Source organism: Buttiauxella agrestis, from assembly GCF_900446255.1.
GTDB lineage: Bacteria > Pseudomonadota > Gammaproteobacteria > Enterobacterales > Enterobacteriaceae > Buttiauxella > Buttiauxella agrestis.
On sequence record NZ_UIGI01000001.1, the window covers coordinates 3,975,923 to 3,988,308 of the forward strand.

The 12,386-nt window shown below is 49.9% G+C and carries 8 protein-coding genes, 1 tRNA gene and 2 rRNA genes; 6 read left to right on the forward strand and 5 right to left on the reverse strand.

Going from position 1 to position 12,386, the window contains the following annotated elements; translation table 11 throughout:
- Positions 1-24: 24 nt before the first annotated feature.
- The 4 genes from DY231_RS18775 to gmhB all read right to left on the reverse strand — a co-directional run bounded on the left by DY231_RS18775 (position 25) and on the right by gmhB (position 5,819).
- Positions 25-2,933, reverse strand: a 23S ribosomal RNA gene (locus tag DY231_RS18775).
- A 219-nt stretch (positions 2,934-3,152) separates the two neighbouring features.
- Positions 3,153-3,228 (reverse strand) — tRNA-Glu (locus DY231_RS18780).
- A gap of 85 nt (positions 3,229-3,313) precedes the next feature.
- Positions 3,314-4,855: ribosomal RNA gene (locus DY231_RS18785) — 16S ribosomal RNA — on the reverse strand.
- Together the 16S and 23S rRNA genes with 1 tRNA gene alongside form the textbook arrangement of a ribosomal RNA operon.
- Positions 4,856-5,252: 397 nt before the next feature.
- On the reverse strand, positions 5,253-5,819 hold the full coding sequence (gene gmhB, locus DY231_RS18790) for a D-glycero-beta-D-manno-heptose 1,7-bisphosphate 7-phosphatase (RefSeq protein ID WP_115630703.1): 567 nt from the start codon (positions 5,817-5,819) through the stop codon (positions 5,253-5,255).
- Between the two features lie 190 nt (positions 5,820-6,009).
- Here gmhB and metN point away from each other — a divergent pair, with 190 nt between their 5' ends.
- From metN to proS, 6 genes are all read left to right on the forward strand, one after another.
- Complete coding sequence (gene metN, locus DY231_RS18795) at positions 6,010-7,041, forward strand: methionine ABC transporter ATP-binding protein MetN (RefSeq protein ID WP_115630705.1); 1,032 nt, start codon at positions 6,010-6,012, stop codon at positions 7,039-7,041.
- Positions 7,034-7,687, forward strand: a complete 654-nt coding sequence (locus DY231_RS18800; protein WP_115630707.1) for a methionine ABC transporter permease MetI — start codon at positions 7,034-7,036, stop codon at positions 7,685-7,687. The genes metN and DY231_RS18800 overlap by 8 nt, the downstream gene beginning before the upstream one ends.
- A gap of 45 nt (positions 7,688-7,732) precedes the next feature.
- Positions 7,733-8,548 (forward strand): methionine ABC transporter substrate-binding lipoprotein MetQ, encoded by an 816-nt coding sequence (gene metQ, locus DY231_RS18805; protein ID WP_115630709.1) that lies wholly within the window; start codon positions 7,733-7,735, stop codon positions 8,546-8,548.
- A 114-nt stretch (positions 8,549-8,662) separates the two neighbouring features.
- The gene (gene rcsF / locus DY231_RS18810) at positions 8,663-9,067 is read left to right on the forward strand and encodes an envelope stress sensor lipoprotein RcsF (protein WP_115630711.1); all 405 of its coding nucleotides are present in this window, start codon (positions 8,663-8,665) and stop codon (positions 9,065-9,067) included.
- Positions 9,064-9,771 (forward strand): tRNA (N6-threonylcarbamoyladenosine(37)-N6)-methyltransferase TrmO, encoded by a 708-nt coding sequence (gene tsaA, locus DY231_RS18815; protein WP_115630713.1) that lies wholly within the window; start codon positions 9,064-9,066, stop codon positions 9,769-9,771. The genes rcsF and tsaA overlap by 4 nt, the downstream gene beginning before the upstream one ends.
- 113 nt (positions 9,772-9,884) lie before the next feature.
- Positions 9,885-11,603 carry a proline--tRNA ligase gene (proS, locus tag DY231_RS18820; RefSeq protein WP_115630715.1) on the forward strand — a complete coding sequence of 573 codons (1,719 nt, stop codon included), beginning with the start codon at positions 9,885-9,887 and terminating at the stop codon, positions 11,601-11,603.
- Between the two features lie 67 nt (positions 11,604-11,670).
- On the opposite strand, the gene nlpE is transcribed toward proS, so the two are convergent.
- A complete protein-coding gene (gene nlpE, locus DY231_RS18825) occupies positions 11,671-12,366 on the reverse strand; it encodes an envelope stress response activation lipoprotein NlpE (protein WP_115631894.1) in 696 nt (231 codons plus the stop codon).
- Positions 12,367-12,386: the final 20 nt, after the last annotated feature.

The following is a 12,386-nucleotide window of genomic DNA, read 5'->3' on the forward strand; positions in this document are numbered from 1 at the left end:
CAACCAAAACACCTTCGGTGTTGTAAGGTTAAGCCTCACGGATCATTAGTACTGGTTAGCTCAACGTATCGCTACGCTTACACACCCAGCCTATCAACGTCGTAGTCTTCAACGTTCCTTCAGGGGAATCAAGTTCCCAGGGAGAATTCATCTCGGGGCAAGTTTCGCGCTTAGATGCTTTCAGCGCTTATCTTTTCCGCATTTAGCTACCGGGCAATGCCATTGGCATGACAACCCGAACACCAGTGATGCGTCCACTCCGGTCCTCTCGTACTAGGAGCAGCCCCCCTCAATTCTCCAGCGCCCACGGCAGATAGGGACCGAACTGTCTCACGACGTTCTAAACCCAGCTCGCGTACCACTTTAAATGGCGAACAGCCATACCCTTGGGACCTACTTCAGCCCCAGGATGTGATGAGCCGACATCGAGGTGCCAAACACCGCCGTCGATATGAACTCTTGGGCGGTATCAGCCTGTTATCCCCGGAGTACCTTTTATCCGTTGAGCGATGGCCCTTCCATTCAGAACCACCGGATCACTAAGACCTGCTTTCGCACCTGCTCGAGCCGTCACTCTCGCAGTCAAGCTAGCTTATGCCTTTGCACTAACCTCACGATGTCCGACCGTGATTAGCTAACCTTCGTGCTCCTCCGTTACGCTTTAGGAGGAGACCGCCCCAGTCAAACTACCCACCAGACACTGTCCGCAACCCGGATTACGGGTCTACGTTAGAACATCAAACATTAAAGGGTGGTATTTCAAGGTTGGCTCCATGCAGACTGGCGTCCACACTTCAAAGCCTCCCACCTATCCTACACATCAAGGCTCAATGTTCAGTGTCAAGCTATAGTAAAGGTTCACGGGGTCTTTCCGTCTTGCCGCGGGTACACTGCATCTTCACAGCGATTTCAATTTCACTGAGTCTCGGGTGGAGACAGCCTGGCCATCATTACGCCATTCGTGCAGGTCGGAACTTACCCGACAAGGAATTTCGCTACCTTAGGACCGTTATAGTTACGGCCGCCGTTTACCGGGGCTTCGATCAAGAGCTTCAGCTTGCGCTTAACCCCATCAATTAACCTTCCGGCACCGGGCAGGCGTCACACCGTATACGTCCACTTTCGTGTTTGCACAGTGCTGTGTTTTTAATAAACAGTTGCAGCCAGCTGGTATCTTCGACTGCCTTCAGCTCCATCCGCGAGGGACTTCACCTACCGACAGCGTGCCTTCTCCCGAAGTTACGGCACCATTTTGCCTAGTTCCTTCACCCGAGTTCTCTCAAGCGCCTTGGTATTCTCTACCTGACCACCTGTGTCGGTTTGGGGTACGATTCGTTGTTACCTGATGCTTAGAGGCTTTTCCTGGAAGTGCGGCATTTGTTACTTCAGCACCGTAGTGCCTCGTCATCACACCTCAGCGTTAGATAAGAGTCCGGATTTACCTAAACTCTCCGCCTACATGCTTAAACCGGGACAACCGTCGCCCGGCTAACATAGCCCTCTCCGTCCCCCCTTCGCAGTAACACCGAGTACAGGAATATTAACCTGTTTCCCATCGACTACGCCTTTCGGCCTCGCCTTAGGGGTCGACTCACCCTGCCCCGATTAACGTTGGACAGGAACCCTTGGTCTTCCGGCGAGCGGGTTTTTCACCCGCTTTATCGTTACTTATGTCAGCATTCGCACTTCTGATACCTCCACCAGACCTCACAGTCCAGCTTCAACGGCTTACAGAACGCTCCCCTACCCAACAACACCTAAGTGTCGCTGCCGCAGCTTCGGTGCATGGTTTAGCCCCGTTACATCTTCCGCGCAGGCCGACTCGACCAGTGAGCTATTACGCTTTCTTTAAATGATGGCTGCTTCTAAGCCAACATCCTGGCTGTCTGTGCCTTCCCACATCGTTTCCCACTTAACCATGACTTTGGGACCTTAGCTGGCGGTCTGGGTTGTTTCCCTCTTCACGACGGACGTTAGCACCCGCCGTGTGTCTCCCGTGATAACATTCTTCGGTATTCGTAGTTTGCATCGGGTTGGTAAGCCGGGATGGCCCCCTAGCCGAAACAGTGCTCTACCCCCGAAGATGAGTTCACGAGGCGCTACCTAAATAGCTTTCGGGGAGAACCAGCTATCTCCCGGTTTGATTGGCCTTTCACCCCCAGCCACAAGTCATCCGCTAATTTTTCAACATTAGTCGGTTCGGTCCTCCAGTTAGTGTTACCCAACCTTCAACCTGCCCATGGCTAGATCACCGGGTTTCGGGTCTATACCCTGCAACTTAACGCCCAGTTAAGACTCGGTTTCCCTGCGGCTCCCCTATACGGTTAACCTTGCTACAGAATATAAGTCGCTGACCCATTATACAAAAGGTACGCAGTCACCCCATAAAAGAGGCTCCCACTGCTTGTACGTACACGGTTTCAGGTTCTGTTTCACTCCCCTCGCCGGGGTTCTTTTCGCCTTTCCCTCACGGTACTGGTTCACTATCGGTCAGTCAGGAGTATTTAGCCTTGGAGGATGGTCCCCCCATATTCAGACAGGATACCACGTGTCCCGCCCTACTCTTCGAGTTCACAGTATGTGCATTTTTGTGTACGGGAGTATCACCCTGTACCCTGCGACTTTCCAGACGCTTCCACTAATACACAAACTGATTCAGACTCTGGGCTGCTCCCCGTTCGCTCGCCGCTACTGGGGGAATCTCGGTTGATTTCTTTTCCTCGGGGTACTTAGATGTTTCAGTTCCCCCGGTTCGCTTCGTTAAGCTATGTATTCACTTAACGATAGTGCAACGAATTGCACTGGGTTTCCCCATTCGGAAATCGTCGGTTATAACGGTTCATATCACCTTACCGACGCTTATCGCAGATTAGCACGTCCTTCATCGCCTCTGACTGCCAGGGCATCCACCGTGTACGCTTAGTCGCTTAACCTCACAACCCGAAGATGTCTCGTAAGACACAATCGTATGTTGTGAAAATTTGAGAGACTCGAACACACCGCATTTTCCTTTCTTATTACGGAGAAAGAAAACAGTGTGTCGTTTCAATTTTCAGCTTGTTCCGGATTTTTAAAGAGCAATATCTCAAACGTGACTCGAAAGTCAGTTTTGAGATATGTGTGATAATGTCTTTCACATCATTATCTTAAGATGGCGTCCCCAAGGGGATTCGAACCCCTGTTACAGCCGTGAAAGGGCAGTGTCCTGGGCCTCTAGACGATGGGGACACGATATCCCGTTTAAGGGATCGCTTGCTCATTTACTTCTATCAGACAATCTGTGTGAGCACTACGCGGGTTTGTATCTATTAGGTAAGGAGGTGATCCAACCGCAGGTTCCCCTACGGTTACCTTGTTACGACTTCACCCCAGTCATGAATCACAAAGTGGTAAGCGCCCTCCCGAAGGTTAAGCTACCTACTTCTTTTGCAACCCACTCCCATGGTGTGACGGGCGGTGTGTACAAGGCCCGGGAACGTATTCACCGTAGCATTCTGATCTACGATTACTAGCGATTCCGACTTCACGGAGTCGAGTTGCAGACTCCGATCCGGACTACGACGCACTTTATGAGGTCCGCTTGCTCTCGCGAGGTCGCTTCTCTTTGTATGCGCCATTGTAGCACGTGTGTAGCCCTACTCGTAAGGGCCATGATGACTTGACGTCATCCCCACCTTCCTCCAGTTTATCACTGGCAGTCTCCTTTGAGTTCCCGGCCGAACCGCTGGCAACAAAGGATAAGGGTTGCGCTCGTTGCGGGACTTAACCCAACATTTCACAACACGAGCTGACGACAGCCATGCAGCACCTGTCTCAGAGTTCCCGAAGGCACTAAGCTATCTCTAGCGAATTCTCTGGATGTCAAGAGTAGGTAAGGTTCTTCGCGTTGCATCGAATTAAACCACATGCTCCACCGCTTGTGCGGGCCCCCGTCAATTCATTTGAGTTTTAACCTTGCGGCCGTACTCCCCAGGCGGTCGACTTAACGCGTTAGCTCCGGAAGCCACTCCTCAAGGGAACAACCTCCAAGTCGACATCGTTTACGGCGTGGACTACCAGGGTATCTAATCCTGTTTGCTCCCCACGCTTTCGCACCTGAGCGTCAGTCTTTGTCCAGGGGGCCGCCTTCGCCACCGGTATTCCTCCAGATCTCTACGCATTTCACCGCTACACCTGGAATTCTACCCCCCTCTACAAGACTCTAGCCTGCCAGTTTCGAATGCAGTTCCCAGGTTGAGCCCGGGGATTTCACATCCGACTTGACAGACCGCCTGCGTGCGCTTTACGCCCAGTAATTCCGATTAACGCTTGCACCCTCCGTATTACCGCGGCTGCTGGCACGGAGTTAGCCGGTGCTTCTTCTGCGAGTAACGTCAATCACTGCGGTTATTAACCACAATGCCTTCCTCCTCGCTGAAAGTACTTTACAACCCGAAGGCCTTCTTCATACACGCGGCATGGCTGCATCAGGCTTGCGCCCATTGTGCAATATTCCCCACTGCTGCCTCCCGTAGGAGTCTGGACCGTGTCTCAGTTCCAGTGTGGCTGGTCATCCTCTCAGACCAGCTAGGGATCGTCGCCTAGGTGAGCCATTACCTCACCTACTAGCTAATCCCATCTGGGCACATCTGATGGCAAGAGGCCCGAAGGTCCCCCTCTTTGGTCCGAAGACGTTATGCGGTATTAGCTACCGTTTCCAGTAGTTATCCCCCTCCATCAGGCAGTTTCCCAGACATTACTCACCCGTCCGCCGCTCGTCACCCAGAGAGCAAGCTCTCTTGTGCTACCGCTCGACTTGCATGTGTTAGGCCTGCCGCCAGCGTTCAATCTGAGCCATGATCAAACTCTTCAATTAAAAGCTTGATTTGCTTCAACTCGTGAAGCGGTGCTCAAAAATTAACTTTCGTAATAATTCAACTAAATGAATTACTGCTTGGTCACTCTTCAAGACTTGATATTTTTTTGATACCCGAAGGTATCTGAGATATCAATCCTGCGAGTGCCCACACAGATTGTCTGATAAATTGTTAAAGAGCAGTGAGTCAGGCGCTTTCTCTTGCTAACTCGAGGTGGCGTATATTACGCTTTCCTCTTTCAGAGTCAAGCGTTTATTTTCGCTTTTCATCTGGCTGACGGGCCGGTTTGTAAGCCGTTGTGCCGTGTCAGTGGAGGCGCAGTATAGGGATTTTCCGGAGGCTGACAACCCCTAATTTCAAAATTATGACCAAGCGATGTTTTTTTGAGCGCAACGTCTATTTTTGACGCGCTTTAATCGCTTTTGGCAGGTCGCTGAGGCTATTAATCACCAAATCTGCCGCCGCTTCGCTTTCTTCAGTCACTGGCTTACCGCTGCGAACCAGCACTTTTGTCCCTACTTGTGCCGCTGACGCCGCCTGCATGTCTTCTAGTTTGTCGCCAACCATATAAGAAGAGGCCATATCTATATGTAGAAACTCTTGAGCGGAAAGCAACATACCCGGTTGAGGTTTGCGGCAATCACAGGTTTGACGAAACTCTTCTACTATTGCCTCGGGATGATGCGGACAATAATAGATGCCATCGAGATCAACGCCACGGTCTGCTAAAGACCAGTCCATCCATTCTGTGAGATTTTCAAAATCCGCTTCAGTAAACATGCCACGGGCGATACCTGACTGATTGGTGACAAGCACTAACGCATAGCCCATTGCTTTTAACTCACGCATTGCATCAATTACACCATCAATGAACTCAAACTGATCAACTTCATGGACATAGCCATGATCAACATTAATGGTGCCATCACGATCGAGAAAAATAGCGGGAACAGACTGTGCCACTTGGAAACTCCTGAAACTGGGATTATTAGCGGTAGTATCGCATGATTTCTTATCCTGGCGGGAATAGACAATCATTCGCAGATTGATTTAGACGTCTGGATGCCTTAACATCCATATCGATAACGGTCATCGCCCGTTGTCGGCAGCAGAAAATGCCACGGCTTACACTCATACGATAATAAATAACCTAATGATTAAACTTTCAAACATCACCAAAGTGTTCCAGCAAGGGAATCGCAGCATCCAGGCATTGAATAATGTCAGTTTGCATGTTCCTGCCGGGCAAATTTATGGCGTGATCGGCGCATCAGGTGCTGGGAAAAGCACACTTATCCGTTGCGTAAACCTACTTGAGCGTCCAACGCAAGGTTCAGTCCAGGTCGATGGCCAGGAACTGACCACGCTTTCTGAAAGCCAGCTGACCAAAGCACGCCGTCAGATTGGCATGATTTTTCAGCATTTTAACTTACTATCTTCCCGCACAGTTTACGGCAACGTTGCATTACCGTTGGAGCTGGATAATACGCCGCGCGAAGAAATCAAACGCCGGGTATCAGAGTTGCTCGACCTGGTTGGGCTGAGCGAAAAGCACGATGCTTATCCAGCAAACCTGTCCGGCGGGCAAAAACAGCGCGTAGCGATTGCGCGTGCGCTGGCAAGCAACCCTAAAGTGCTTTTGTGTGATGAAGCCACCAGCGCACTGGATCCAGCAACAACACGTTCAATTCTGGAATTGCTGAAAGATATCAACCGCCGCCTTGGCCTGACGATTCTCTTAATCACTCATGAAATGGATGTTGTGAAGCGCATCTGTGATTGCGTCGCAGTCATTAGTGACGGTGAATTAATAGAACAAGACACCGTAAGCGAAGTGTTCTCTCATCCGAAAACACCTCTTGCGCAGCAATTTATTCAATCAACGTTGCATCTGGATATTCCGGAAGATTACGCCCAGCGTTTAAGTACAGAGAAAAGCGAGACTACCGTTCCGCTGCTTCGCCTGGAATTTACCGGCCAGTCTGTTGATGCGCCGCTTCTTTCCGAAACCGCCCGCCGCTTTAATGTGAACAGCAATATCATCAGCGCGCAGATGGATTACGCCGGTGGTGTGAAGTTCGGCATTATGCTGTGCGAGTTGCATGGTGAACATCAGGATATGGACGCTGCTATCGCATACCTGCAGCAGCAACATGTAAAAGTAGAGGTGCTGGGTTATGTCTGAGCCAATGATGTGGTTACTCCTTAAAGGAGTGTATGAAACGCTGGCGATGACGTTCGTGTCCGGCTTCTTTGGTTTTGTTCTGGGACTTCCTGTGGGCGTGCTTCTTTATATTACCCGCCCAAGCCAAATCAGCGCGAACGCGAAGCTTTATAACAGCCTGTCAGCGCTGGTAAATATCTTCCGTTCCATTCCGTTCATTATATTACTGGTATGGATGATTCCATTTACCCGGATGATTGTCGGAACCTCGATTGGTCTACAAGCTGCAATCGTGCCGTTAACAGTAGGTGCAGCACCGTTTATCGCTCGTATGGTAGAAAACGCCCTGTTGGAAATCCCATCAGGCCTGATTGAAGCCTCACGTGCGATGGGCGCAACGCCAATGCAAATTATCCACAAAGTATTGCTGCCAGAAGCGCTGCCAGGGCTGGTGAATGCCGCCACTATTACGCTGATTACGCTGGTTGGCTATTCCGCAATGGGTGGTGCCGTGGGTGCTGGCGGTTTAGGTCAGATTGGTTATCAGTATGGTTATATCGGTTATAACGCTACCGTGATGAATACGGTATTAGTGTTATTGGTGGTATTAGTGTATTTAATTCAATTCTCAGGCGATCGTATCGTCCGTGCTGTAACTCACAAATAATACGTTCAACACAACATCGTTTTTTACACATAGTAAGGAAGGGATATGTCTTTTAAATTTAAAACCTTTGCGGCAGTTGGTGCTCTGATTGGTTCTCTGGCACTCGTGGGTTGTGGTCAAGACGAGAAAGATCCAAACCACATTAAAGTTGGCGTCATCGTTGGTGCTGAACAACAGGTTGCAGAAGTTGCGGTGAAAGTCGCAAAAGAAAAATATGGCCTGGATGTTGAGCTGGTGACTTTCAACGATTACGTTCTGCCTAACGAAGCGCTGAGCAAAGGCGACATCGACGCTAACGCCTTCCAGCATAAACCATACCTGGACCAGCAGATCAAAGATCGTGGCTATAAATTGGTTGGTGTGGGTAATACCTTTGTTTACCCAATCGCTGGCTACTCTAAAAAGATCAAATCTATCGATGAGCTGCAAACTGGCGCGCAGATTGCTCTGCCAAACGACCCAACTAACCTTGGCCGTTCCCTGCTGCTGCTGCAAAAACAAGGTCTGATCAAACTGAAAGATGGTGTCGGTCTGCTGCCAACTGTTCTGGATGTGACTGAGAACCCTAAAAATCTGAAACTGGTTGAGCTGGAAGCACCACAGTTGCCACGTTCTTTGGACGATGCTCAGATTGCACTCGCTATCATCAACACTACTTACGCAAGCCAGATTGGCCTGACTCCAGCGAAAGACGGTATCTTCGTTGAAGATAAAGACTCTCCATACGTAAACCTGATCGTTTCCCGCGAAGACAACAAAGACGCTGAAAACGTGAAGAAATTCGTTCAGGCTTATCAGTCTGATGAAGTTTACGAAGCAGCAAACAAAGTCTTCAACGGCGGCGCAGTAAAAGGCTGGTAAGTTTCCATTCTTCTATTTTTGCGTAAATAATCTAAGACGGGCTTATGCCCGTCTTGTTATTTGTACGAGAGCTTGGTTCAATAATCGCGTTTTATCATTCATTGAGGAAAAATTATGCGTGCTTTACCGATCTGTTTATTAGCAGTCATGCTCAGCGGCTGTACAATGCTAAGCAGATCCCCCGTTGAACCTATCAAAAGCACTGCTACGCCGCCGAAAGCCGAGCCTGCGAAACCAAAGGTCGTTAAACCAGCACCCGTAAAAATCTATACCAATGCTGAAGAGTTGATAGGCAAACCATTCCGCGATCTCGGTGAAGTCAGTGGCGATTCATGCCAGGTTAGCAATCAGGATTCTCCTCCTAATATCCCGACAGCTCGTAAACGCTTGCAAATTAACGCATCAAAAATGAAAGCAAACGCGGTGCTGTTGCATAGTTGTGATGTGACTAGCGGCACGCCAGGTTGCTACCGTCAGGCCGTTTGTGTTGGGTCTGCGTTAAACGTATCAGCAAAATGACAGCCTTTAGTTTTGAGCAAATTGGCGTTATTCACTCTCCTTATAAAGAGAAGTTTGCCGTTCCCCGCCAACCCGGTTTAGTCACTGATGGCGGTGGCGAATTGCATTTACTGCCCCCGTATAATGTGGCAGATGCCGTTCGCGGCCTCGAAGGCTTTAGCCATCTATGGCTGCTTTTTGTCTTCCACCAAACGATGGAAGGTGGCTGGCGGCCCACGGTACGTCCGCCGCGGCTCGGTGGGAACGCGAGGATGGGCGTATTTGCTACGCGTTCAACCTTTCGCCCGAATCCTATCGGCATGTCTTTGGTCGAGCTGAAAGGGATTCGTTGCCAAAAAGATCAGGTCATTTTGCAGTTGGGCAGTCTGGATTTAGTCGATGGTACGCCGGTCGTTGATATCAAACCTTATTTACCATTTGCCGAAGCGATACCAGAAGCCGTTGCGGGTTACGCGCAAAATGCTCCCGCTGCCGATATGCCGGTTTATTTCACGCCAGAAGTACAACAGCAATTATCGTTACTCGATAAACCCTATCCGTACATTGAGCGTTTTATCCGCCAGGTGCTGGCACAAGACCCACGCCCGGCCTATCGTAAAGATGAAGACCCAGGGAAAAGCTACGCCGTTTCATTGCTAGATTTTAATGTTCGCTGGCGTGTAACCGAGCACGGCTCAGAAGTGTTTGCCGTTGAGAACCGTTAATTTATCGCCCTTCTCTTTTGACATTCCTGCCACACTGGTAAACTAAAACACTTATTTTGCATCAGGCTACTCAGGTAGCCAGTTATCTGCCGTTCAAATGGAACCGTAACAACATGCGTACTAGCCAATATCTGCTCTCCACATTGAAGGAGACACCAGCCGACGCCGAGGTCATCAGTCATCAACTGATGCTTCGCGCCGGGATGATCCGCAAACTCGCTTCCGGTTTATATACCTGGTTGCCGACCGGTTTGCGTGTTCTGAAAAAAGTCGAAAACATCGTGCGTGAAGAAATGAACAACGCCGGTGCAATCGAGGTGTGTATGCCTGTGGTTCAGCCCGCTGACTTATGGCAAGAAAGTGGTCGTTGGGAACAATATGGCCCAGAGCTGCTGCGTTTTGTTGACCGTGGCGATCGTCCATTTGTCCTCGGCCCAACTCACGAAGAAGTCATCACTGACTTGATTCGTAATGAACTCAGTTCGTACAAACAACTGCCACTGAACTTCTTCCAGATTCAGACTAAGTTCCGTGACGAAGTTCGCCCACGTTTCGGTGTGATGCGTTCCCGTGAATTCCTGATGAAAGACGCTTACTCTTTCCATACCTCTCAGGAATCCTTGCAGGAAACTTACGATGCGATGTATCAGGCCTACAGCAAAATCTTCACCCGTATGGGTCTGGATTTCCGCGCAGTAGAAGCTGATACCGGTTCTATTGGTGGCAGCGCTTCTCATGAATTCCAGGTGCTGGCACAAAGCGGCGAAGATGATGTCATCTTCTCGACCGAATCTGATTACGCAGCGAATATCGAGTTTGCAGAAGCAGTTGCTCCGGCTGGCGGCCGTGCAGCACCAGCCGTTGAAATGACACAGATTGATACTCCGAATGCGAAAACCATCGCTGAGTTGGTTGAGCAGTTCAACCTGCCAGTTGAAAAAACAGTCAAAACGCTGATGGTTAAAGCGGCTGAAGGTAGCGCTTACCCACTGGTTGCTTTGCTGGTTCGCGGCGATCATGAGCTGAACGAAGTTAAAGCCGAAAAACTGCCGCAAGTTGCTGCCCCGCTGACTTTCGCAACCGAAGAAGAAATTCGTGCGGTAGTTAAAGCAGGTCCAGGTTCCCTTGGTCCAGTTAATCTGCCAATCCCTGTGGTTGTTGACCGTACCGTTGCTGCAATGAGCGATTTCGCGGCTGGCGCAAACATCGATGGCAAACACTTCGTTGGTATTAACTGGGAACGTGACGTTGCGCTGCCAGAAGTTGCTGATATCCGTAATGTTGTCGAAGGCGATCCAAGCCCGGACGGTAAAGGCACTCTGCTGATTAAGCGCGGTATCGAAGTCGGCCACATCTTCCAGCTCGGCACGAAATATTCAGAAGCGATGAAAGCCTCTGTTCAGGGTGAAGATGGTCGTAACCAGACACTGACCATGGGTTGCTACGGTATCGGTGTGACTCGCGTAGTGGCAGCAGCCATTGAGCAGAACAACGACGAGCGCGGCATCCTGTGGCCAGATGCTATTGCACCTTTCCAGGTTGCTATTCTGCCGATGAATATGCACAAGTCTTTCCGCGTGAAAGAACTGGCTGAAGAGCTGTACTCCACTCTGCGTGCTAAAGGCATTGAAGTGCTGATGGACGACCGTAAAGAGCGTCCAGGCGTGATGTTTGCTGACATGGAACTGATTGGTATTCCACACACTGTTGTTATCGGCGATCGCAATCTCGATAGCGAAGAAGTTGAATACAAAAATCGCCGTGAAGGTGAGAAGCAGATGATCAAAACCAGCGAAATCATTGATTTCCTGTTGGCCCAGATCCAGCGCTAAAATTTAAGCAGTACAAAATAAAAAGCCCCGCTCATCACCTGGCGGGGCTTTTTTTATGAAGATTTTATCAGTCGTGGCAGGTTTTCTTCGGCTCGAACTTTGCAGCCCGGTCAGCAATAACTGTTTTTCTCAGTTCGCCACTATCTGGCGAGGCCTGCAAAGTAAAGTGCGCTTCTACCACCAGCAACACCGGCTGGTAATCTTCACCGCGAGCGGCTGCGTAACCACGCTCAAGTTCCGCATTGCTGGCCACATCAAACGTTTTACCCGTGGCACAATCCTGGAAAATCGCCGCATCAGCCATGTATTTATACATGCCTTTCATGGCCATTGGGGTTGTAGGCAACGCCGCTTTCATTGGCTTCAAGGTGTAATTGAGTTGGGACTCAATAGAATTGCCGGTACGATCCAACATTTCCAGATCATCACCTTTCGGACGGAAGTAGAGCTTTTCACCGTTGCTTTCGGTCAACACTAATTTATCCGCCGTACGCGCCCAACTGCCATATGAGGCAAATACCGCTGGCTCTTTCGCGCCCTCGTAGCGCTGATTCATGACCCACGAGCCATCTTTTTCTAAAAACAGCGACGTTTCAATTCCTGAACAGTCCGCACAAGGGAGTACACCTCGATAGCTTTGCTGCATCGGTTGTAGTTCTGCGGCTTGTGTTGGCTGCAAAGTTTGAACTTCAGCCCGGTTATTACAGCCAAAAAGCGCGAACAAGCTGCACACGGCTATAGCTGACAATAGAATCTTTTTCACCATCTCTTCCTTCTGCTGGT

Coding starts and splice junctions, on each gene's coding strand:
- tsaA (WP_115630713.1), top strand. CDS start 9,064: ATGACAGCCTTTAGTTTTGAGCAAATTGGCGTTATTCACTCTCCTTAT.
- proS (WP_115630715.1), top strand. CDS start 9,885: ATGCGTACTAGCCAATATCTGCTCTCCACATTGAAGGAGACACCAGCC.
- DY231_RS18800 (WP_115630707.1), top strand. CDS start 7,034: ATGTCTGAGCCAATGATGTGGTTACTCCTTAAAGGAGTGTATGAAACG.
- metN (WP_115630705.1), top strand. CDS start 6,010: ATGATTAAACTTTCAAACATCACCAAAGTGTTCCAGCAAGGGAATCGC.
- rcsF (WP_115630711.1), top strand. CDS start 8,663: ATGCGTGCTTTACCGATCTGTTTATTAGCAGTCATGCTCAGCGGCTGT.
- metQ (WP_115630709.1), top strand. CDS start 7,733: ATGTCTTTTAAATTTAAAACCTTTGCGGCAGTTGGTGCTCTGATTGGT.